Consider the following 21,577-nt stretch of genomic DNA (forward strand, 5'->3'; position numbering starts at 1 on the left):
CACCGGGCCGCCTGGACAGGCCTACTTGAGCCAGGCGTCGACCTTGGCACGGTTGGCGTCGACCCACTTCTTGGCCGCCGCGTCCGGCGTCATCTTGTCCACCGCGATGTACTTGGCCACGACGTTCTGGTCGTCGTTGGTCCAGTTGAAGTTCTTCACCAGGTCGTAGGCGGGGCTGCCGGACTTGGCGAACTTGGCGCTGACGATCTTGTCGAGGTCGTAGACCGGGTAGTCGCAGGCCACCTTGGCCGGATCGGCGTCACAACCGGTCTTGTACGCCGGCAGGTCGACCTTGGCCAGGGGCACCTCGGAGAGGAACCACTGCGGCTCGTAGAAGTAGCCGATCACCCACTGCTTGTTCTTCTCGGCGTTGCGGTACGCCTGGATCAGCGCGGTCTCGCTGCCCGCGTACACCACCTTGAAGTCCAGCTTGAGGTTCTTGACGAGGGCCTCGTCGTTGGTGACGTAGGACGGGTCGCCGTCCAGGAGCTGGCCCTTGCCGCCGGACTCCGAGGTCTTGAACTTGGCGGCGTACTTGTTGAGGTTCTTCCAGTTCGTGATGTCCGGGTGGGCCTTGGCCAGCCACGGCGGCACGTACCAGCCGATGATGCCCTTGTTGCCGGTCGAGCCGGCCTCCACGGCGGTCTTCTGCTGGGTGATGTACTTCTTCTTCAGGTCGTCGTGACCCCAGTTCTCCAGAACGGCGTCGACCTCGCCCGTCCCGAACCCCTGCCAGGCGATCTCCTCCTTGAGGTCCTTCTTGGTGACCTTGCACTTCAGGTCGTTCTCGGCGACGTACGCGACGACCGCCGCGTCGGCCTCGTAGCCGACCCACGGGTTGACCGCGAGGTTGAAGGTGCCGCACTTGCCCGAGCTGCCCGAAGCGCCGGCCTCCGAGGAGTCACCGACCTTCGCGCCCCCGCAGGCGGTGAGGGTGAGGCCGAGGACGGCCAGGCCGGCCGCGCCGGCTCGCCAGTGTCTTGCCATCGTGTCGTGCTCCTTAAGCGCTGGTGCGGCGAGCCGCTGCCTGAGTGATCCGGTCGAACATGACGCCGAGCAGGACGATGGCGAGTCCGGCCGCCAGGCCCTTGCCGTACAGCTGTCCCTGCGAGAAGCCGGCCACCACGTCGTAGCCGAGGGCCCCGGCGCCGACGAGGCCGCCGACGACGACCATCGACAGCACGTAGATCAGGCCCTGGTTGGTCGCGAGGGTCAGGGCGCCGCGTGCCATCGGCAGCTGCACCTTGGTGATGATCTGCCAGGTGTTGCACCCCGTGGAGGTGGCCGCCTCCACGGTGGTCGCGGGCACGGTCCGCACCCCGTCCGCGATGATCTTGATGGCGACCGGGGCCGCGTAGACGATCGCGGCGACGATGGCCGTGAACCGGGTCGCGCCGAACAGGGCGAGGAACGGCACGAGGTAGACGAACGGCGGCATGACCTGGGCCGCGTCGAGGGTGGGCCGCACGAGTCGGTCCACCAGCGCGCTGCGGCCCATCCACACCCCGAAGACCACGCCGAGCAGCATCACCAGCACGGTCGCCACCACGGTCGACGCGAGTGTGGTCATGGCGTCCGACCACAGGCCGGTGGCGACCAGCAGGCCCACGCACACGGCCGTGGTGATCCCGGCCCGCCAGCCGCCGAGGACGACGGCGATCCCGACCAGGGCGGCGCCGACGAGCCACCACGGGGAGTCGGTCAGCAGCGTCTGGAACGGGTTGAGCAGGCCGTTGGTGATGGCGTCGCGGAAGGCGTTGGTCAGCCCGGAGAGGTTGTCCTGCGCCCAGGTGGTCACGTCGTCGGCCGCCTTGGCGATGTTGCTGCCGGTGCCGCCGTCGCCGGGGAACTCGGCCGCCCAGACGTAGGTGTGGGAGAGGTACACGAGGACGGCCGCCACCGCTCCCCCGGCCACGAGCAGGTGCCGGCGCCACTTGAGCAGGGGGTTGCCGGACCGCCGGGCCGCCTCCGCGCGTCCGCTCGCCGCGGTGGTGACCCGGTCCAGGACGATCGCCAGCACGACGATCGCGAGGCCCGCGTTGAAGGCGGTGCCGACGTCGAGCGACTGGAGGGCCTGGACGACGGTCTTGCCGAGTCCGGGGGCGTCGATCAGGGCGGCGATGGTCACCATGGCGAGGGCGGCCATGATGGTCTGGTTGACGCCCATCACCACGGTCCGCCGGGACATCGGCAGCAGCACCTTCAGCAGTGACTGCCGGCGGGTGGCGCCCAGCGAGTCGGCCGCCTCGACCGTCGTGGCGGGCACGGAACGGATGGCGTGCGCGGTGATGCGGATGGCCGGGGGTGCCGCGTAGATGACGGTGGCGATGGTCGCGGAGGCGCCGCCGATGAGGAAGAACAGGGTGAGCGGCGCGAGGTAGACGAAGGTCGGCATCGTCTGCATGAAGTCCAGGAAGGGCGTGACGATCCGGTTGACCCGCTCCGACAGGCCCGCCCACACCCCGAGCGGGATCGCGAACAGCAGCGCCACGAGGACCGCGGAGAGGGTCAGTGCCAGGGTGTCCATGCTCTCCTGCCACAGGCCCTGGAGCCCGAGGAAGGTGAAGCCGGCCACGGCCAGCAGCGCGACCCGCCAGTTGGCCACCGCCCAGGAGACGTAGCCGGTCAGGCCGACGACTCCGAGCCAGCCGATCTGCGGGAGCGGGCGGTCGCCGGAGGGCTGGGAGATGAGGTCCTGCACGAAGGTCACCAGGGTGTCGATGACCAGCCGGATCTCGTTGAAGAAGTACAGGAAGAGCGGGTTGGAGTTGCGGTCGGCGCCGATGGAGTCGTTGACGTCGTTGAGCCAGCGGTGCAGATCGGTGAGGTCGGCCGCGGCCAGCGACAGAGTCTGCTTGCCGCGCAGTACGGCGAACAGGACGAGCCAGACGACGACGATCCCGGCGATCACCATGGACCGGCTGATCCTGCGGGCGGGGGTGGCCACGGGGGGCGTCGGCGCCGGCCGCCCCTCCCCCGAGGTCTCGGGTTTCTCCATGACGACGGTCATCACGCGTCGCCTTCCTGCCCGGCGACCACCGCGAGGATCTCCTCGTCGCCGACGATGCCGAGCAGTTCGCCGTTCTCCACCACCTTGACGGGCTTCTCGGCCGCGAGCACCGCCCTGGTGGCCTCCTTCACGACGACGTCCGGGCCCAACTCGGGTCCGTCCAACGGGTCTTCGGGGGTCGCCGGGCGCATGATCCAGCGCAGGGTCAGCACGTCCCCGCGGGCCACGTCCTTCACGAAGTCACGGACGTAGTCGTCGGCCGGGGCGCCGACGAGTTCGTCGCCGGTGCCGCACTGGACCATCTTCCCGTCGCGCATGATGAGGATGCGGTCGCCGAGCTTGAGGGCCTCGGAGAGGTCGTGGGTGATGAACACCATGGTCTTGCCGACCTCGTGGTGCAGCCGGATGACCTCGCTCTGCATGTCCCGTCGGATCAGCGGGTCGAGCGCGGAGAACGGCTCGTCGAAGAGCAGGACGTCCGGGTCGCCGGCCAACGCCCTTGCCAGGCCGACGCGTTGCTGCATGCCGCCGGAGAGCTGGTCGGGGTAGGAGTTCTCGTAGCCGGACAGGCCCACGAGGTCGACGACCTCCAGCGCCCGCCGGGTGCGCTCGGCCCTGCCCATGCCGCGGATCTCCAGCCCGAAGGCCACGTTGTCGACGACGCGGCGGTGGGGCAGCAGACCGAAGTGCTGGAAGACCATGGAGAACTTGCTGCGCCGCAGTTCGCGCAGCCGCCGCTCGTCGGCGTCCCGGATGTCCTCGCCCTCGAAGACGATCTCGCCCGCGGTGGGTTCGATCAGCCGGGTCAGACAGCGCACCAGGGTGGACTTGCCGGAGCCGGACAGGCCCATGACGACGAAGACCTCGCCGGGCGCGACCTCGAAGTTCACGTCCCGCACGGCGGCGGTGCAGCCGGTGCGCTCCATGAGCTCGCGCCGGCTGAGCCCGCACAGCTCCTCGGACTCCGGCACCCGCTCGGCCTTCGGCCCGAACACCTTCCACAGCCCGCGCACGGATATCACCGGTGTCGGGGCCGCGTCCTCGGGGGTGCCGCGCGTCGGCGGCACCTCGGTCTTGGTGGGGGTCATGGTCGACCTCTTCTCGGCGTTCAGCCGCGGAACCAGTGCTGCGGCCGGGGTTGGATGTTCTGCCAGACATGCTTGGGCTCGCGGTACTCGTCGAGGCCGGTCGGTCCCAGTTCCCGGCCCACACCGGAGTGCCCGAAGCCACCCCATTCCGCCTGCGGCACATAGGGGTGGTAGTCGTTGATCCACACCGTGCCGTGCCGCAGCCGCCGGGCGACCCGCTGGGCCTTGCCCGCGTCCTGGGTCCACACGGCCCCCGCGAGCCCGTACTCGGTGTCGTTGGCGATGCGGACGGCGTCGTCCTCATCGGTGAAGCGCTCCACGGTGAGCACCGGCCCGAAGGACTCCTCGTGCACCACCCGCATGTCCTGGGTGCAGTCGTCGAGGACGGTGGGCGGGTAGTAGTGGCCGTCGGCGAGGGCCGGGTCGGTGGGGCGCTCGCCGCCGCAGCGCAGCACGGCGCCCTCCGCCAGACCGGCCGCGACGTACGCCTCGACCTTCGCCAGGTGCTGCGCGGAGATCAGCGCGCCGGTCTCGGCGTCGGGGTCGAAGGGGCCGCCGAGGCGGATCAGCCGGGCCCGCCGGACGACCTCGTCGACGAAGCGGTCGTGCAGGGAGTCCTCGACGACGAGCCGGGCGCCGGCCGAGCAGACCTGTCCGGAGTGCAGGAAGACGGCCGTGAGCGCGAAGTCCACGGCCGTCTCGAAGTCGGCGTCGGCGAAGACGACGTTGGGGTTCTTCCCGCCGAGTTCCAGGGCGACCTTCTTCACGGTCGCGGCGGCCGTGGCCATGATCCGTTTGCCGGTCTCCACGCCTCCGGTGAAGGAGACCATGTCGACGCGGGGGTCCTCGGAGAGCGGTGCGCCCACCTCGGGTCCGGTGCCGAGGACGAGGTTGGCGACCCCGGCCGGCAGTCCGGCCACCGCCAGGGCCCTGATGAGCAGGATCGAGGTGGAGGGGGTGAGCTCGCTGGGCTTGAGGACGATGGTGTTTCCGGCCACCAGGGCCGGGGCGACCTTCCAACTCGCTTGCAGAAGGGGGTAGTTCCAGGGTGTGATCAGTCCGCACACACCGACCGGCTCGTAGTGGACCCGGCTGACGGCGTCGTCGCGGCCGGTGTCGATCACACGGCCGGCGTCGGTGCCGCCGAGGCCGCCGTAGTAGCGGAGACAGGAGACGACGTCGGCGATGTCGTACTCGCTCTCCACCAGCCGCTTGCCGGTGTCCAGCGACTCGGCGCGGGCGAACTCCTTGGCGTCGCGCTCGATCAGGTCGGCGGTGCGCAGCAGCAGGGCGCCCCGCTCCCGCTCGGGGGTGTGCGGCCAGGGTCCCTCGTCGAAGGCCCGGCGGGCGGCGGCGACGGCCGCCTCGGTGTCGGGGCGGGTGCCCTCGGACACGGTCGCGGAGAGCGTGCCGTCGGCCGGACATCGGATCTCCCGGCGGCCTCCGGCCACCGGCTCCCGCCATTCACCGTCCACATACAGGTCTGCCACGTCGGGAGCCCTTCGAGCGATTTCGTTGCGCATCGCGCACCGCATTGCTTGTGGTGGAACACTCTGGAGAATGCGTGAACCCACGTCAAGGGGTTGGGGGATGACGGTTTGGGCACGCGGACGCGTTGCGCACAGCCGGATGACAGCGGGTTTCCGGGACAAGCGGCCCCGCGAAAAATCCGCGTTACCCGGCCTGTGTCCGGGCGTCGCGATGGCGGTAGAACACGGCCTCGGAGGGGGCCAGTGGCTGCTTCCCGAGGATGAGGTCGGCCGCCTTCTCCGCGATCATCATCACCGGCGCGTAGATGTTGCCGTTGGTGACGTACGGCATCACCGAGGCGTCGACGACCCGCAGTCCCTCGACGCCGTGCACGCGCATGCTGGTGGGGTCCACCACCGCCATCTCGTCGGTGCCCATCTTGCAGGTGCAGGAGGGGTGCAGGGCGGTCTCGCCGTCCTTGGCCACCCAGGCGAGGATCTCCTCGTCCGTCTCGACGGACGGCCCCGGTGAGATCTCCCCGGCGTTGTAGGGGGCGAGCGCGGGCTGGTTGAGCAGCTTGCGGGCGACCCGGATCGCCTCGACCCACTCACGGCGGTCCTGCTCGGTGGACAGGTAGTTGAAGCGCAGCGCCGGGTGTTCGTTCGGGTCCTTGCTCCTGATCTTCACCGAGCCGAGGGCGTCGGAGTACATGGGGCCCACGTGCACCTGGTAGCCGTGGCCGCCGGCGGGCACGGAGCCGTCGTAGCGGACCGCGATCGGCAGGAAGTGGAACATCAGGTTGGGGTAGTCGACGTCGTCGTTGCTGCGCGCGAAGCCGCCGGCCTCGAAGTGGTTGGTGGCGGCGGGGCCCTTGCGGAAGAGCCATTGCAGGCCGATGAAGGGGGCGCGCCATTTCGCGAGGTACGGCTGCATGGAGACGGGCTGCTTGCAGGCGTACTGGATGTACACCTCCAGGTGGTCCTGGAGGTTCTCGCCCACGCCGGGCAGGTCGTGGACGACGTCGATGCCGAGCGCGCGCAGTTCCTCGGCGTTGCCGACGCCGGAGAGCTGGAGCAGCTGCGGGGAGTTGATGGCGCCGCCGCAGAGGATGACCTCCTTGGCGCGGACCTGCTGGAGCGCGCCCTTGCCGCGCCGGTACTCGACTCCCACGGCCCGCTTCCCCTCGAACAGCACACGGGTGACCAGGGCACGGGTGCGGACCGTGAGGTTGGGGCGGCGGCGGGCGGGCTTCAGATAGGCCTTGGAGGCGGACAGCCGGCGACCGCGGTGGACGTTGCGGTCGAACTTGGCGAAGCCCTCCTGCCGGTAGCCGTTGACGTCGTCGGTGGGCGCGTACCCGGCCTCCTCGGTGGCCTTCTGGAAGGCGGTGAAGAGCGGGTTGGTGGCCGGGCCGCGCTCCAGGACGAGCGGGCCGTCGTGACCGCGGAACTCGTCGTCGGGGTCGGCCGCGAGACAGTTCTCCATGCGCTTGAAGTACGGCAGACAGTGCGCGTAGTCCCAGGTCTCCATGCCGGGATCGGCGGCCCAGCGCTCGTAGTCCATGGGGTTGCCGCGCTGGAAGATCATGCCGTTGATGCTGCTGGAGCCGCCCAGCACCTTGCCGCGGGCGTGGTAGACGCGCCGGCCCCCCATGTGCGGCTCGGGCTCGGACTCGTACTTCCAGTCGTAGAAGCGGCTGCCGATCGGGTAGGTCAGCGCCGCGGGCATGTGGATGAAGACGTCCCACGGATAGTCGGGCCGGCCGGCCTCCAGGACCAGTACCTGGTTGACCGGGTCGGCGGACAGGCGGGCGGCCAGCGCACTGCCGGCCGATCCACCACCGACGATGACGAAGTCGTACTGCTGAGGAGCCATGGTCCCTCGTCTCGCTCGCGCCGTAGATAATGCGCGGCATGCTAGTACGAGTATCGCTATGCGCACCAGGTTGCGACCGACGCAACCTGGCTGGGTGACGGGGTCCGAAAACACGTTTCCTGTTCGCCCGGACTTCCTACGATGGCCGGGACCGCGGTGCTTGCTCGACGGCGCTTCGGGTACCGCGTTTGAATGAGGGTGGCATCCGTATGGGCAGGCGATTACTGAAAGCGATGTGTTCGTGACGCGTCTCAGTGGCTCCGGGGACGACCAGGCAAACGGGTCGGCCGAGGATCCCATGGCCCTCGCGCGGGAGCTCTCCGACGCGGTGGACCGTCTCACGAACCTCTGGTCCGTCGCGGCCCAGGGAGCGCGCCTTCGGCTGTCGCCGCACCAGTTGCGGGCCCTGCGGGTCCTGGAGGACACGCCGGGACTCAATCTCACCGCGCTGTCCGAGAACATGGACATAGGGCTGCCGACCGCGAGCCGGCTCTGCGACCGGCTGGAGGCGGCGGGGCTGCTGGAGCGGGTGCTGCATCCGCAGAAGCGGCGCGAGGTGCAGCTGAGCCTCACCGGGCACGGCCGGCAGGTGCTCGGCGAGGTGAGCGCCCGCAGGTCCCAGGCGCTCGCCTCGGTGCTCGCCACGATGGACACGGCCGAGCGGTCGGCACTCAGCCGCGGCCTGCGGGGATTCCGGGCGGCACAGGACACGCCCGGCCCCTGAGGACCCTGCGGCTTCGCGGGGTCGCCGGTCAGGCGCTGCGGCCGCGCCGAGACAGGCACATCGAAGACCTCGCTGCCGAACTTCGACCGGCTGCCCGGCTGCCCGGGGTCGCCGGCCAGGCCTGCGGCCGTGCCACTTCAGGCAGATCGAAGACCTCGCGGCCGCGCTTCGACCGGCTGCGCGGGGGCGCCGGTCAGGCGTTGCGGCCGTGCCAGTCCAGGCAGATCACGGACGCGTCGGACATGAGGTCCCGGCTGCCGTAGTGCTCGATCAGCCCCGACACGACCGCGCGTGCCGTCTCGTACGGCGGCGTGGCCCGGGTCGCGCCGAGAATCTGGCGCAGGGCCCGCTCGCCGAAGAGGTCGCCCGCCGCCGAGCGGGCCTCGTGCACACCGGTGCTGACCACGACGAGGCGGTCGCCGGGCTCGACCTGGAAGGTCTGCTCGACGTAGGGCGTCTCCTCGAACATCCCGAGCGGCAACTGCGCGTCCAGCTCGACGCGTTCGGTGTGGTCCCCGCGCTGCCGGAACAGCTGCGGGGAGCCGGCGTCGACGGCCCGGACGGTGCCGGTGGCGAGATGGAACTCCAGCAGCAGCGTGGACGCGTACACCTTGCCGCCGTACTGGGCGAAGATCGCCTGGTCGGCGAGGCAGGCCTGGTCGGCGAGGCCTATGCCGGCGCGGCGGGCGTTGCGCAGGGCCCCGACCGTCAGGCTGGTGAGCAGAGAGGCGTGGATGCCCTCGCCCATGCCGTCGGTGACGGACAGCACGAGATGGTCGGCGCTGGTGGACCAGTCGAAGTTGTCCCCGCCGATGGAGTAGGCGGGTTCGAGATGGGCGCCGATGGCGTACTCCTCGCGGGCGCACCCACGGCCGGGCAGCAACTGCCACTGCATCTCGGCGGCCAGGGTGAGCCGGCGGGTGCGGCGGGCCTGGAGATAGAGGTCGGTGTCGCGTCCGGCGGTGGTGACCTCATGGCCGAGCGCGGTCGCGAAGTCGCCCAGCCCAAGGACGAGTTCGGGGGACGCCGTGCCCGCGGGAAGCCGTACGGACAGCACGCCGAGGCGGTCTCCGCGCACGGTGATGGGCAGGTGCACCAGGTGCCCGTCCGGGTCGCGCAGGACCTCGACCACCGGGCTCTGGTGGGTGAAGGCGCTGCCCGCCGGGCCCTCGTGGGCGGACACCGGCTCCTCGGTGTGCGGCAGGTGGGAGACCGGTTGCAGCACGGCCAGTGCGTAGTCGGCCAGCAGGAGGGTGACGTCCTGGGCACCGGCCCGCTCGGCCAGCAGACGGCGGGCGGTGGCGACCAGCGCGTGCGGAGGAGTCGCGCGCAGCTGGGCTTCCATGGATGGAAGCGACTCGAAGGCTTTCACGACATCCACCCTTTCACCCTGGGTCCTCCACGCTATCGCGCGGGTGCCGCGCCTCGGGGGCTGTGCGCTCGGGAGGCTGCGCCGCTCAGGAGGCCGTGGGCTCAAGGGGCCGGGTGCTCATGAGGCCGTGTGCGTGACCGTGTGGCACAGCAGCAGGCAGACGTCGTCGTCGCGTTCGGAGTCGTGCAGGAGGGGTTTCAGCAGCGCGTCGGCGGCCGCGTCCAGATCCTGTTCCAGCTCCGGGGTGCTCAGCCCCGAGAGCGCCTGGCGGAGCCGCTCGATGCCGGGGTCGATGCCCTGCGTCCGGCGCTCGACCAGGCCGTCCGTGTACAGCACCAGGGAGGAGCCCGGCCCGAGCCGGGTGACGTGGTCGGCGTAGGTGTAGGCGATGGGAATGCCCAGCATGACGCCCGGAGCGGCGTCCAGTATCCGCACCGAGCCCCCGGCCTCGCGCACCACGGCGGGCGGATGACCGGCCGACGCCCAGACCACCTCCGGGTCGCCGGGACGGAAGCGGGCGATCATCGCGGTGGCGTACAGCTGCGGTTGCAGATGGCGGAGCATGCGGTGCAGCTGCGTGAGGATCTCGGCCGGGGTGTTGTCCTCGACTGCGTAGGCCCGCAGTGCCGTGCGCAACTGGCCCATGACGACGGCCGCGTGCATCCCGTGCCCGGTCACGTCCCCTATGACGGCCAGCAGGCTCCCGTCGGGCTGGAGGAAGGCGTCGTACCAGTCGCCCCCGATGTTCATGCCCTGGGTGGCCGGGAGATAGCGCGCGGCCAGGAGCAGGCCGGAGGGTTCGGGCAGGTCGGTGAGCTGGGCGCGCTGGAGGGCCTCGGCGGTGTCCCGGTGCTGCTCGTAGCGGCGGGCGTTGTCCAGGGCGACACCCGCCCGGCGGCCGAGTTCGACGAGCATCAGGCAGGTGTCCGCGTCGAAGCGGGGGCCGGGGGCGATGAGGGTGAGCACACCCAGCAGCCGGTGGGTCATGAGGGGGATGGCGAGCAGCGGCCGGTCCGGCGACATGGCGGCGGGCGGCAGGTCGTCGGTGCCCGGCAGGTTCCCGGGGTGCGCGGCGGCGTGCTGCGGGCGGCCGGTGCGGGCGGCGACCACCGCGGCCCGGGAACGCTCCGGCACGGGACCCGTCTGTTCCTCGCCCTGTCCCTCGTCGAGGAGCCAGACGTCGAGGCGCTGCGCGTACTCCGGTACCAGCAGGTCGGTCAGCCGGCGCAGGACCTCGGTGGGGCTGAGGGAGGAGGTGATGGCCGCGCTGGCGTCGGCGAGGAAGTTCAGCAGGCGCCGGGCCCGCTCCACCTCGGCGCGCGCGGACCGCTCGGCCTCCAGCAGCTCCCGCTGGGCCAGTGCGGCGGCCTCCAGGTCGGAGTGCAGGGCCAGCACGCCCTGGTTGGTCTGGTGCAGCTCGTCCCGGTGCAGCTGGACGAGTCGTTCCTGCTCGTCCAGGAGGCACAGTACGGCGGCGGTGTCCTCGTCGGCGGACAGCAGGGCCTCGGACGGCGACGGGTGGGCGGGTACGGCGTCCGGAGCGGGCGGGCGCGGGAGGGGGCAGGTGAGGGTCGGCTCGGCGGCCGGGGGTCCGTCGTCGGCGGTCGCGGCGTCGAAGGGCCGTAGCCATGCGTCGAGCCGGCCCTGGTGGTCGGAGGTGGCCGGACGGGTGAGCAGGTGGAGCTCCCAGGTGCCGCCCTGGTCGAGGCAGTGCCGCAACCGGGCCGACAGGGAGGTCAGGAAGCGGGCCCGGTCCAGTGGCTGGGTGCCGGCCGCGACGACGACGGCGGCGACGGCGGCACGGGCACGGGCCGCGTCCGCCGTCGAGGCGATCTTCCGGACGTCGGAGTTCTCGGTCATGGACTTCCGTCCGCGGCGGGGGTCAGGACGGCCACGCTGGTGTCGTCCCGCAGCGGCCGCGCGGCACTGCCGGAGTCCCGCAGGACGACCGCGGCCACCACGGCGGGGTCGTGGGTGAGGAGCAGGGGGTCGAGGGGCGGCACCCAGCGACTCGGCAGCCCGTCGCTGTGCAGGACGAGCAGGCTGTCCGGATGCCAGTCGGCCCGGCGCAGCGGCACGGTGGCGGGGAAGTGCGCTCCGACGATGCCCGGGTGCGAGATGAACGGCTGCCATCCGGTGCCGGTGCGCAGCCTCGCGCCGATGTTGCCGACGCCGGCGAAGGACAACGTGCCGCTGTCCTGGTCGAGTTGGGCGACCCCGACGGCCGCGCCCCGCGTCCTGCGCAGCGCGCTGTGCAGCCGCCGCAGGAGGTCGGCCGGCGGCAGGTCGGCACCGCGGTGCAGTTCCTCCACGGCGACGGTGGACGCCTCGGCCGCCTTCTCGCCGTGACCGAGACCGTCGGCGAGCAGCAGGGTGACCCGAGAACCGGAACGCGCCCAGCCGAAGGCGTCGCCGGAGTGCTCGGCATGGGCGTAGGAGGCGGTGATCCCTCCGGCCCACACACTTCCGCCGGCCCGCACGCTCCCCGCGCCCGGCGCACTGTCGTCGACCCGATCGCTCTCACCGGCCCGCGCGCTGCCGCCGGCCCGGACGCTCCCGCCGGCCCGCGCGCTGCCGTCGGCCCAGCCATTCCCGCCGGCCCGCGCGCTGTGGTCGGTCCGCTCACTCCCCCCGGTCGGCACGCTCCCGTCGCCCCGCGAACTCTCGTCGCCCGCCACGCCACCGACGGCTCGCGTGTTACCGCCGTCCCACACAGTCCCGCCTGCTCGCGCGCCGCCGCCGTCCCGGACACTCTCACCGGCCCGCGCGCCTCCGCCCTCCCAGAGACTTCCGCCGGACCACACACTCCCCCCGGCCCGCAGGTTTCCCGTGTCCCACACGCTCCCGCCGCCTCGCGCACTCTCGTCGCCCCGGACGCTCCCGCCGTCCCGGACGCCCCCGCCCCGCGCACTCCCGCCGCCCCGCACGTTCCCCCCGGCCGACGACGCGCCCGCCGTCCGCGACCTCCGCGCCGAGCCGATGCGTGCGACCGCCACGGTTCCCTCGCCCGGGCGGCTGTGGAGGTCGAAGTCGTCGGCGACGCGACGGCAGGTGCCGAGGCCCGCGCCGAGGGAGGAGGCGGCGGTGGTGTAGCCGTCCTGGCTGGCCACCCGGACGTCGCCGATGCCGGGCCCGTGGTCGAGCGAGACGATCTGGACGCAGGGGGCGGTCCCCGCGCGGAGGTCGGCCGGGCTCACCAGGTTGATGACGATGCGGCCGCCGCGGGCGTGCTTGACGAGGTTGGTGGCCAGTTCGGTCGCCACCAGCGCCGCGGCCGCCGTGCCGTGGGAGTCGAGCGACACCTCGGCACAGGCGGTCTCCGCGGCCACGCGCACGTCCCGGACCCTGGTGCTCTCCTGGACCGGGATGTCCCAGACCCTGCTCATGGCGCCCCCGTGCGGGGCGAGGGCACCCCGGAGACCCAGTCCGTGACGGTGACGGTGGTGCCCTCGCCGGGACGACTGTCGAGAGCGAACTCCTGGACCAGCCGCTTGGCCCCGCTCAGGCCCATGCCCAGACCGCCCCCGGTGGTGTAGCCGTCGGTCATGGCGAGTTCGACGTCCCGGATGCCGGGGCCGGCGTCGACGAAGGACAGCCGCAGCCCGCGGCAGACGCCCTCCTCCAGCACCGTCATCTCCACGTGCCCGCCGCCGCCGTGCACCAGGGTGTTGCGGGCGAGTTCGCTGGCCGCGGTCACCAGTTTCGTCTGCTGGACCAGGCCGAAGCCGAGGTCGGCGGCGGCCCGGCGCACCTGCTGGCGCACCCAGGCCAGGTCCGCGTCCGAGGCGATGGGCAGCCGGGCGGTCGGGGCGGGTGGGGCATGCATCAAGCATCCCCTTCCGGGTGTGCGGGGGCGGCTGCCGAGGGAGCACGCCCGAGGAGGGCCAGCGCCCTGTCGACGTCCAGGGCCGTCACCAGGCCGGGCAGGGTGAGGCCCAGTTCGACCAGGGTGATGGCCACGGCGGGACGCATGCCGGCCACGACGGTCCGGGTGGCCAGCAGGCGGGCGTTCGCCGCGATCTCGGCCAGGATGCGGCCGAGGAAGGAGTCGACGATCTCCACCCCGGAGATGTCGATGACGACTCCGCCCACCGGCACCGGGTGGTGCGCGATGCGATGGGTGATGTGGTCCTGGAGCTGCTCGGCCGTGCCGTCGTGCAGCTCTCCCTGCAGGGTGACCAGCAGGACGTCTCCCAGTGCCAGGACCGGCACCGAGGAGGCGGGGGTGGCGGGGAGGCCGCTCACCGCGGGCTCCCTCCCTGGGCCGGGCCCTGGGAGACGACGATGCCCTGCTCGGTGAGCGCGTAGGCCAGGGCGTCGGCCAGGCCGGCCCGGGTGATGATCGAGCCGAGGTCGATGCCGAGGTGGACGATGGTCTGCGCGATCGCGGGACGGATGCCCGAGACGATGCACTCGGCGCCCATCAGGCGGGCCGCGGCGACCGTCTTCATCAGATGCTGGGCGACCAGTGAGTCGACGGTCGGCACACCGGTGATGTCGAGGATGGCGTACCGGGCGCGCTGGTCGACGATCGCCTCCAGCAGGCTCTCCATCACGACCTGGCTGCGGGCGCTGTCCAGGGTGCCGATGAGCGGGACGGCGACGATGCCCTCCCACAGCTTGATGACCGGGGTGGCCACCTCCAGCAGCTGGAGGCGCTGCCGGGCGATCAGTTCCTCGCCCGCGCTCACGCTGGTCTCCATGACCACCAGGCGCAGCGTGCCCATCAGGACGGTCAGCGCGAGGAGACAGGCCTCGGCGTGCTCGGCGGAGGACTCCTCGAACTCGGTCCTCAGCAGCGCGAGGGCCGGCTCCCTGAGGCCCGCGACCTCGCCGGCGATCTGGGAGGAGCTGAATCCCGCCTGGGTGCGGGAGGCCGCCATCCGCCCGAGCTGGTCCCGTACGGTGCCGAAGCCGGGAGCCTGCACGTCCTCCAGCCGGCCGGAGCGGGCCACGTCGGCCAGGGCGTCGACCACGGCCTTGCAGGCCTCGACCGCCTCGTCCCGTGAGACGGTGAAGACGGTACGGAACAGGGGCGCGTCCGCCCAGCGCTGGGCGAGCTGTTCGCGCCTGCGTTCCAGGAACCCGCCGAGCTCCTTCGCCACCTCTTCGGCCGTGTCGTGGTCCGCCACCTGCATCGTCTCCCTGCCGCTGTCTCGTCCACCCACCTCACCGCGGGGGGCCATCTTGCAATTATTGCCTTATGACAAACATTATCGTCGCCGCCCAAGGCAAACAACACGCGATCGTCACATCTGCCCGGAGCGCTCGTCACCGGCGCCGGGCCGGCCGTGCCAGTCCAGGCAGACGATCAGGGCGTCGTCGTCCGCGACCGCTTCGCCGCGATGACCGGTCAACTCCCGCAGGATCGCGCGCGGCACCTCGGCGGCGGGCAGCAGCCGGGTGGCGTGGATGGCCCGCGAGAGGGCCGCGTCGCCGTACGCCTCGCCGCGCGGGGAGGCCACGGTGTGCACACCGTCACTGACGAAGACGAGCCGGTCGCCCGGCTCCACCTGGAAGTCCTGGGCGACGTAGTCGGTCTCCTCGAACATGCCCAGGGGCAACTGGGCGTCGAAGTCGACGCGTTCCACGGAGCCGGCGCGCAGCCGCAGCAGCTGCGGGGAGCCCGCGTCCACGACGCTCGCCCGGCCGGTCCTCAGGTCGAAGTCGAACATGAGGACCGACAGATAGCAGCGCCCCCGGTAGTGGGCGTAGACGGCCTGGTCCGCCAGGGCGGCCTGGTCGGCGATGGGGATGTCGGCCCGGCGGGCGTTGCGCAGGGCGTTGATCGCCAGGTTCGTCAGGAGGGAGGCCTCTATCCCCTCCCCCATGCCGTTGGTCACGTAGAGCATCAGGTGGTCGGCCGTGGCGGACCAGTCGAAGTTGTCGCCGAAGATGGCGTACGCCGGTTCCAGCTGGGCCGCGAGCTCGTACTCGGGGCGGGAGCAGGAGCGGCCGGGCAGCAGCTGCCACTGCATCTCGGCGGCCAGGGTGAGCCGGTCCTTGCGGCGCGCCTGGAGGTAGAGGTCGGTGTCGCGCTCGGCCACGAGCACCTCGCGCCCCAGCACGTCGGCGAGCTCGGCGAGCTCGGTCTCGTACCGGCGCGCCTCGTCGGCCGCGGACAGCGTCACCGACAGCACGCCGAGGCGGTCGCCGCGCACACTGACCGGCAGGTGCAGGCGGGCGCGGCCGTCCCGGAGGTCCTCACGGTGGGGCCGCTGGGAACCGAAGGCCCGGCCCGCCGGGCTGTTGTGCACGGACACCGGGTCCAGCGTGTGCGGCAGCACCGAGACCCGCTGAAGGACCGTCAGGCCATAGTCGGCCATGAACAACTCGACGGACCGGGCGCCGTACCGCTCGACGAGCACGGCGCGCACGGCGTCGAGGAGCTCGTGGGGTGCCGCTGTACGCAGGGCGCGCGCAGCGGCCTCGAATCTGTTCACGATGAGAAATACACCAATCTTTCGCCGGACGACGTACGGACCCCGCTCGGGAGGTCCACCATGTGCAAGGGCTGTGCCGGTATCCGCGGCCCACCCGGGGGCCGGTCCGGCGCCTAGTACGCTGACAGGCACCCCAGTGCCTGCGAGAGTGTGACCGTGACTGCCTTCCGCCGCCCCGCGCCCGATGAGGTGGCGCGCGTGACCACGACGGCCGTCGAGCTGCTGGAGGTCGTCTGGGGCCGGGCCTCGACCGCGCCCACCTCCGCGTCCCAGCTGCGGGTGCTGCACATCCTCGAGCACCATGACGGCATCAACCTGCGCACGCTCGCCGAGTCCCTGGCCTCCACGCCGCCGTCCACGAGCCGGCTGTGCGACCGGCTGGTGGCCGCCGGGTTCGTGGAACGGGTGGTGGGCGTGCAGGACCGGCGCGAGGTGCGGCTGCACCTGAGCGGCCGGGGACGGGCCTTCCTCGCCGATCTCCGGGCTCGCCGGGAGAAGGAGCTGAGCAAAGTACTGGCGGACATGCCCGCCGCCAAGCGGGTCGCACTGCTGGAGGGGCTGGAGGCGTTCTGCGCCTCGGCGGCGACGCAGCTGCACGACGCCCCCGGGTCCGACAGCCGGACCGCCTGAACCGCTGTTCGCGGCTTCGATGCCACCGCCACCCCTCGGCGACGGCGCCCCACGCACGGAGCGGTCTCCGTCAACCGGAGCATTCCAGGTCCTTCCCCGCGCACGTCCGACACGGCCACTTTGTTGCCTCCTGACTATTGTTGTCAAACGGCAACAGTGCGCTTTCGCGGCCCTTACTCCGACTCGGTTACCCCGAATCGGCGCGAACTGTGATGGTTGTGTGCCATCTCTCTCGAACGGGGGTATCCGGTGCCGTCAGGGATGCGCCGTACGGCCGCACTCACCTGCGGCGACGCAGGTGAAGGCAGCGTGAAACCGGGCGTCGACGGGCGTGAAGGGGGCAGGGTGACGGCGGCGACCGCGCCGGCTCAGCCGGTGCTGAGCATGCCCTCGCGCAGGCGGGTCAGCAGGCGGTTGATCAGCCGGGAGACGTGCATCTGCGAGACCCCGAGGTGCTCGGCGATCTGCGCCTGGGTGAGTTCCTCGACGAAGCGCCAGTGGATGATCCTGCGGTCGCGGTCGTCGAGCTCGGCGATCATCGGCGCGAGGGCGTGGAAGTCCTCGACCAGTCCGAGCGCCGGGTCCTGGCCGCCGATGAAGTCGGCGAGCGCGCTCTCCCCGTCCTCGCTGCCGCCGAGCGCCGCGTCCAGGGAGGCCGACCGGTAGGCGTTGGAGGCCAGTTGCGCCTCGACGACCTCCTCCTCGGGCAGGCTCATCAGCTCGGACAGCTCGGCGGTGGTCGGCGTCCGGCCCAGCCGGCTGCTCAACTCCTCGCTCGCGCGGGCCAGTTGCACCCGGGCCTCCTGCAACCGCCGGGGCACGTGCACGGCCCAGGAGGTGTCCCGGAAGAACCGCTTGATCTCGCCGACTATGTAGGGGACGGCGAACGAGGTGAACTCGACCTCACGGGACAGCTCGAACCGGTCGATCGCCTTGATCAGGCCGATCATGCCGACCTGGACGATGTCCTCCCGCTCCTCCTGACCGCGGCCGCGGAACCGGCCGGCCGCGTAGCGGACCAGGGAGATGTTCATCTCGATCAGCGTGTTGCGAGCGTACTGGTACTCGGGCGTTCCCTCCTCCAGCACCGCGAGCTTCTCGAAGAACAGCCTCGACAGTTCGCGTGCGTCCTTGGGAGCGACCTGGGAAGGGTCGGTGATCTCCGGCATGTCCGCCGTCCGTCCGGCGGTCCGCACGGTCGTCGCCATGGTGTGCCCCTCCCACTGGGTCGCCTCGCCTGAGCCGGTCAGGCGACCGACGATCAGCCGTCTACCCCCGCCCCTCGCGCATATGCCCGGGCTTTCGCGATCTTCCGCGAACGGGGTACGGGCGCCCGGGAGTGACTTCGGGACGGCCGGGCATCCGCTCTCCGGGCCCGCTCGGTGGCCCGCGACCAACTGCGCCACCCGTAGGGGAGATTCGGCATGATCCTGGACGACAGACCCGTGTCCCCCGCGTCCGACGCGGAGTCCCGCAAGCTGCGGCTGCGGCGCCGGCTGGAGCGGCTGATCGGCGTCGCCGCCACCGAGGGCAACGAACTGATCCCCTTGCGCAACGGCGATCGGATCTTCCCCGCGATGCTCGGGGCGATCCGCTCCGCGCGGCACACGATCGACATGATGACGTTCGTCTACTGGCGCGGCCGGATCGCCCGCGACTTCGCCGCCGCGCTCGCCGACCGGGCCCGCGCGGGCGTGCGGGTACGGCTGCTGCTCGACGGTTTCGGCGCCAAGGAGATCGAACCGAGCCTGCTGGAGCTCATGGGCACCGCCGGTGTGCAGGTGGCCTGGTTCCGCAAGCCGGTCTGGCTGTCGCCGTTCAAGCAGAACCACCGCTGCCATCGCAAGGCGCTGGTGGTCGACGAGCACACGGCCTTCACCGGCGGGGTCGGCATCGCGCAGGAGTGGTGCGGAGACGCTCGGAACCCCGGGGAGTGGCGGGACACCCACGTCCAGGTGCGCGGTCCCGCCGTGGACGGCATCGCCGCCGCGTTCGCCCAGAACTGGGCCGAGTGCCATGACGACCTCTTCGACGACCGTGACCGTTTCACCGAGCACCGCCAGGCCGGCTCGTCGGTCGTGCAGGTGGTGCGCGGCTCCGCCAGTATCGGCTGGCAGGACATGCAGACCCTCATCCGGGTGATGCTGACCTCCGCCGAGGAGCGCTTCCGGCTCGCCACCGCGTACTTCGCGCCCGACGGCTACTTCATCGACCTGCTGTGCGCCACCGCCCGGCGTGGTGTGCGCGTGGAGATCCTGCTCCCCGGCCCGCACACCGACCAGCGGGCCTGCCGGCTCGCCGGTCAGCAGCACTACCGGCGGCTGCTGGAGGCGGGGGTCCGGATCCACCAGTACCAGCCGACGATGATGCACGCCAAGATCATCACGGTCGACTCGGTCGCCTCCCTCATCGGGTCCACCAACTTCAACCGCCGCTCCATGGACCACGACGAGGAGGTCATGCTCGCCGTCCTGGACGAGACGTTCACCGCCGCACTCGACCAGGACTACGAGGCCGACCTGGAGCACAGCGTGGACATCGAACTCGGCCGCTGGAAACGGCGGTCGGCCCTCCAGCGCGCCCAGGAGGCCGCGGTGACCCCCATCAGGCGCTTCCTGTGAAAGGCCCCGCGTCCGGCCCCGAACCCGTGGGTCACCGGAGTCGCGGTCGCAAACGGGTCGTATCGCACTGTGCGTATAGTTGCGTTGTGAGCAACTACAACCCGGACAACGAAACGACAGGGTCGTCGAGCGGCGGAGTGCAGTCCGTCGACCGGGCCATTCACGTACTGGAGATCCTGGCCCGTCGGGGCGAGGCCGGCGTCAGTGAGGTCGCCGCCGAGATCGATGTCCACAAGTCCACGGCGTTCCGGCTGCTCGGGGCCCTGGAGGCGCGCGGCCTGGTGGAGCAGTCGGGTGAGCGCGGCAAGTACCGGCTCGGTTTCGGGATCGTGCGGCTCGCCGGCGCGGTCACCGGGCGCATCGACATCACCCAGCAGAGCCGCCCGGTCTGCGAGGACCTGGCCGAGGAACTCGGCGAGACCGTGAACCTCGCGGTGATGCAGGAGAGTTACGCGGTCAACCTCTACCAGGTGCGCGGCCCGGGTGCCGTCACCGCGCAGAACTGGGTCGGCCAGCTGACCCCGTTGCACGCCACGTCGAGCGGCAAGATCCTGCTGGCCCACCTGCCCGCCGAGGAGCGCTCCGCGCTGCTGACGGAGACCGGCCTGAAGAAGGTCACCCCGCGCACCATCACCGCGAAGACCAAGCTGGAGAAGAACCTCGCCGAGGCCCGGGAGCGCGGATACGCCTGGGCCCTGGAGGAGTTGGAGCTCGGTCTGCACGCCATGGCCGCGCCGGTGCGCGACCGGGACGGCGAGGTCATCGCGGCGCTGAGCGCCTCGGGGCCCGCCTACCGGCTCTCCGAGGAGCGCCTGCACGAGCTCGCCCCGGTGCTGGTCAAGGGCGCGCGGGAGATCAGCCACCGCATGGGTTACCTGGGCTGAGCGCCCAGCCGGGCCTGCACCCAGTCGTGGAACTCGCCGATGTGGTGCTCGCTGGGCACCAGGACGCCGCCCTTGGCGTAGAGCCGTGAGCTCATCCCGGGCTGGGTGCGCTCGCAGGCGTCGAAGTCCTGCCGGTTGACCCGGTCGAACAGCTCCACCGACCTGCTGACGTCCTTCCCGGACTCCACGACATGGGGCAGGTACAGCCAGTCGCACTCGACGATCGTCCGGTCCGCGGCCAGCGGGTACATCCGGTGGAAGATCACATGGTCGGGCACCAGGTTGACGAACACCTGCGGCCGCACGGTGATCGCGTAGTAGCGGCGGTCCTGGTCCTCCGAGACACCCGGCAGCCGGTCGAGGCCCTCCGAGCCGTCCACGGTGAAGCCCTGGACGTCCTCGCCGAACTCCGCGCCGTGTCCCACGTAGTACTGGGCGGCGTAGCCGTCGGCGAACTCCGGGAGCACCTCGGTGAGTTCGGGGTGGATGGTGGCGCAGTGGTAGCACTCCATGAAGTTCTCGATGATCAGCTTCCAGTTCGCCTTGACGTCGTAGACGATCCGGCGGCCGACGCTGAGGTGGTCGATGTCGTAACGCTCGATCGACTCGGTGTCGCCGAGCCGGGTGATCACGTCCTGGATCACCTCCTCGAAGGGCGGCGGGTCCTCGGCGAGGCACACCCAGACATAGCCGAGCCACTCGCGCACGGCCACGCTCGCCAGGCCGTACTCGGTGCGGCCCACGTCGGGCATCTTCGTCAGGTTCGGTGCCGCGACGAGCTTGCCCGTCAGGTCGTACGTCCAGGCGTGGTACGGGCATTGGAAGGCCCGCTTGACCTCTCCGGACTCCTCGGTGCACAGCTTGGCGCCCCGGTGCCGGCACACGTTGAACCAGGCGCGGACCGAGTTGTCCCGCGCGCGGGCGACGAGGATGCTCTCCCGGCCCACCTGGACGGTCTTGAAAGCGCCGGGTCGCGGCAGATCGTCGGCGCGGACGGCGCAGAACCACATCGCTTCGAAGATGCGCTCCTGCTCCTGGGCGAAGATCCCGGGATCCGTGTAGGAGGCGCCGGGGAGGGTGGCGATCAGACTGTCCGGCAGGCTGGTCGAGGTCACAGGGCACTCCTCGGGGATGTCGTGGACCGGTGAAGCACGCCGGGGCGAAGGGGACGGCGTGCCGATCAAAGCGGCTGCGGCGAACTGTCAGGCCGCGGCGGCGAGTTGCTTGCGCCAGCGCATGAACAGCCGCGGCTGGTTCATCCCGAGGACGGCGACCGGCTGCCCGGCGCGCCGGTAGACGGCCAGGACGTTGCGGTCGTCCCGGGCGCCTTCCTCGATCGTCACGCTGTCGGCGCCGGCCGCGTGACCGGCGAACTGGATCTTGACGCCGTACTGGTCGGACCAGAATTAACGCCGCCACCGCGCGGCCCGTTCGACCCCGCCGCCCGCCCCCAGCCCCGC

At 71.3% G+C, this 21,577-nt stretch carries 18 protein-coding genes and 2 pseudogenes; 4 read left to right on the top strand and 16 right to left on the bottom strand.

What is annotated here, in order from left to right; translation table 11 throughout:
• Positions 1 to 21: 21 nt before the first annotated feature.
• The 5 genes from ACFULQ_RS42120 to betA all read right to left on the bottom strand — a co-directional run bounded on the left by ACFULQ_RS42120 (position 22) and on the right by betA (position 7,443).
• Positions 22 to 987 carry an ABC transporter substrate-binding protein gene (locus ACFULQ_RS42120; protein ID WP_383555087.1) on the bottom strand — a complete coding sequence of 322 codons (966 nt, stop codon included), beginning with the start codon at positions 985 to 987 and terminating at the stop codon, positions 22 to 24.
• A 13-nt stretch (positions 988 to 1,000) separates the two neighbouring features.
• Positions 1,001 to 3,010 (bottom strand): ABC transporter permease, encoded by a 2,010-nt coding sequence (locus ACFULQ_RS42125; RefSeq protein WP_383555090.1) that lies wholly within the window; start codon positions 3,008 to 3,010, stop codon positions 1,001 to 1,003.
• Positions 3,010 to 4,098 (bottom strand): glycine betaine/L-proline ABC transporter ATP-binding protein, encoded by a 1,089-nt coding sequence (locus ACFULQ_RS42130; RefSeq protein ID WP_383555093.1) that lies wholly within the window; start codon positions 4,096 to 4,098, stop codon positions 3,010 to 3,012. Before ACFULQ_RS42130 ends, ACFULQ_RS42125 begins: the two co-directional genes overlap by 1 nt.
• Positions 4,099 to 4,118: 20 nt before the next feature.
• On the bottom strand, positions 4,119 to 5,588 hold the full coding sequence (locus ACFULQ_RS42135; RefSeq protein ID WP_383555095.1) for an aldehyde dehydrogenase family protein: 1,470 nt from the start codon (positions 5,586 to 5,588) through the stop codon (positions 4,119 to 4,121).
• Between the two features lie 184 nt (positions 5,589 to 5,772).
• Positions 5,773 to 7,443, bottom strand: coding sequence for a choline dehydrogenase (betA, locus tag ACFULQ_RS42140; protein WP_383555098.1), 1,671 nt, complete (start codon positions 7,441 to 7,443; stop codon positions 5,773 to 5,775).
• A 241-nt stretch (positions 7,444 to 7,684) separates the two neighbouring features.
• Here betA and ACFULQ_RS42145 point away from each other — a divergent pair, with 241 nt between their 5' ends.
• A complete protein-coding gene (locus ACFULQ_RS42145; protein ID WP_383555102.1) occupies positions 7,685 to 8,167 on the top strand; it encodes a MarR family winged helix-turn-helix transcriptional regulator in 483 nt (160 codons plus the stop codon).
• 193 nt (positions 8,168 to 8,360) lie between these two features.
• Here ACFULQ_RS42145 and ACFULQ_RS42150 read toward each other — a convergent pair whose 3' ends face one another.
• From ACFULQ_RS42150 to ACFULQ_RS42185, 8 genes and pseudogenes are all read right to left on the bottom strand, one after another.
• Positions 8,361 to 9,512, bottom strand: a complete 1,152-nt coding sequence (locus ACFULQ_RS42150) for a PP2C family protein-serine/threonine phosphatase (RefSeq protein WP_383555104.1) — start codon at positions 9,510 to 9,512, stop codon at positions 8,361 to 8,363.
• A 144-nt stretch (positions 9,513 to 9,656) separates the two neighbouring features.
• Positions 9,657 to 11,399: a PP2C family protein-serine/threonine phosphatase gene (locus ACFULQ_RS42155; RefSeq protein ID WP_383555107.1), complete on the bottom strand. Its 1,743-nt coding sequence runs from the start codon at positions 11,397 to 11,399 to the stop codon at positions 9,657 to 9,659.
• Positions 11,396 to 12,379 carry a SpoIIE family protein phosphatase gene (locus ACFULQ_RS42160; protein WP_383555128.1) on the bottom strand — a complete coding sequence of 328 codons (984 nt, stop codon included), beginning with the start codon at positions 12,377 to 12,379 and terminating at the stop codon, positions 11,396 to 11,398. The genes ACFULQ_RS42155 and ACFULQ_RS42160 overlap by 4 nt, the downstream gene beginning before the upstream one ends.
• Positions 12,380 to 12,436: 57 nt before the next feature.
• Positions 12,437 to 12,925: pseudogene (locus ACFULQ_RS42165) on the bottom strand (ATP-binding protein); the annotation flags it as partial.
• On the bottom strand, positions 12,922 to 13,365 hold the full coding sequence (locus ACFULQ_RS42170) for an ATP-binding protein (RefSeq protein WP_383555110.1): 444 nt from the start codon (positions 13,363 to 13,365) through the stop codon (positions 12,922 to 12,924). The gene ACFULQ_RS42170 and the pseudogene ACFULQ_RS42165, both read right to left, overlap by 4 nt.
• On the bottom strand, positions 13,365 to 13,784 hold the full coding sequence (locus ACFULQ_RS42175) for an STAS domain-containing protein (protein WP_383555113.1): 420 nt from the start codon (positions 13,782 to 13,784) through the stop codon (positions 13,365 to 13,367). The genes ACFULQ_RS42170 and ACFULQ_RS42175 overlap by 1 nt, the downstream gene beginning before the upstream one ends.
• Entirely contained in the window at positions 13,781 to 14,677 is an 897-nt protein-coding gene (locus ACFULQ_RS42180) for an STAS domain-containing protein (RefSeq protein ID WP_383555130.1), read from the bottom strand. The genes ACFULQ_RS42175 and ACFULQ_RS42180 overlap by 4 nt, the downstream gene beginning before the upstream one ends.
• 111 nt (positions 14,678 to 14,788) lie before the next feature.
• Positions 14,789 to 15,982 (bottom strand): PP2C family protein-serine/threonine phosphatase, encoded by a 1,194-nt coding sequence (locus ACFULQ_RS42185; protein WP_383555116.1) that lies wholly within the window; start codon positions 15,980 to 15,982, stop codon positions 14,789 to 14,791.
• Between the two features lie 198 nt (positions 15,983 to 16,180).
• Here ACFULQ_RS42185 and ACFULQ_RS42190 point away from each other — a divergent pair, with 198 nt between their 5' ends.
• Complete coding sequence (locus tag ACFULQ_RS42190) at positions 16,181 to 16,612, top strand: MarR family transcriptional regulator (RefSeq protein ID WP_383555119.1); 432 nt, start codon at positions 16,181 to 16,183, stop codon at positions 16,610 to 16,612.
• A 368-nt stretch (positions 16,613 to 16,980) separates the two neighbouring features.
• On the opposite strand, the gene ACFULQ_RS42195 is transcribed toward ACFULQ_RS42190, so the two are convergent.
• Positions 16,981 to 17,820 carry an RNA polymerase sigma factor SigF gene (locus ACFULQ_RS42195; RefSeq protein ID WP_383555121.1) on the bottom strand — a complete coding sequence of 280 codons (840 nt, stop codon included), beginning with the start codon at positions 17,818 to 17,820 and terminating at the stop codon, positions 16,981 to 16,983.
• Between the two features lie 216 nt (positions 17,821 to 18,036).
• On the opposite strand from ACFULQ_RS42195, the gene ACFULQ_RS42200 reads away from it, so the two are divergent.
• Together ACFULQ_RS42200 and ACFULQ_RS42205 are read left to right on the top strand one after the other, a co-directional pair.
• Positions 18,037 to 19,233 carry a phosphatidylserine/phosphatidylglycerophosphate/cardiolipin synthase family protein gene (locus ACFULQ_RS42200; RefSeq protein WP_383555124.1) on the top strand — a complete coding sequence of 399 codons (1,197 nt, stop codon included), beginning with the start codon at positions 18,037 to 18,039 and terminating at the stop codon, positions 19,231 to 19,233.
• Between the two features lie 137 nt (positions 19,234 to 19,370).
• Positions 19,371 to 20,117: an IclR family transcriptional regulator gene (locus tag ACFULQ_RS42205; RefSeq protein ID WP_383555133.1), complete on the top strand. Its 747-nt coding sequence runs from the start codon at positions 19,371 to 19,373 to the stop codon at positions 20,115 to 20,117.
• On the opposite strand, the gene ACFULQ_RS42210 is transcribed toward ACFULQ_RS42205, so the two are convergent.
• Together ACFULQ_RS42210 and ACFULQ_RS42215 are read right to left on the bottom strand one after the other, a co-directional pair.
• Positions 20,105 to 21,232: an aromatic ring-hydroxylating dioxygenase subunit alpha gene (locus ACFULQ_RS42210; protein ID WP_383555126.1), complete on the bottom strand. Its 1,128-nt coding sequence runs from the start codon at positions 21,230 to 21,232 to the stop codon at positions 20,105 to 20,107. The genes ACFULQ_RS42205 and ACFULQ_RS42210 overlap by 13 nt on opposite strands.
• 87 nt (positions 21,233 to 21,319) lie before the next feature.
• Positions 21,320 to 21,523 (bottom strand): annotated as a pseudogene (locus ACFULQ_RS42215) (oxidoreductase C-terminal domain-containing protein); the annotation flags it as partial.
• Positions 21,524 to 21,577 lie beyond the last annotated feature (54 nt).

Source organism: Streptomyces sp. NPDC057253 (assembly GCF_042669125.1).
Taxonomy (GTDB): domain Bacteria; phylum Actinomycetota; class Actinomycetes; order Streptomycetales; family Streptomycetaceae; genus Streptomyces.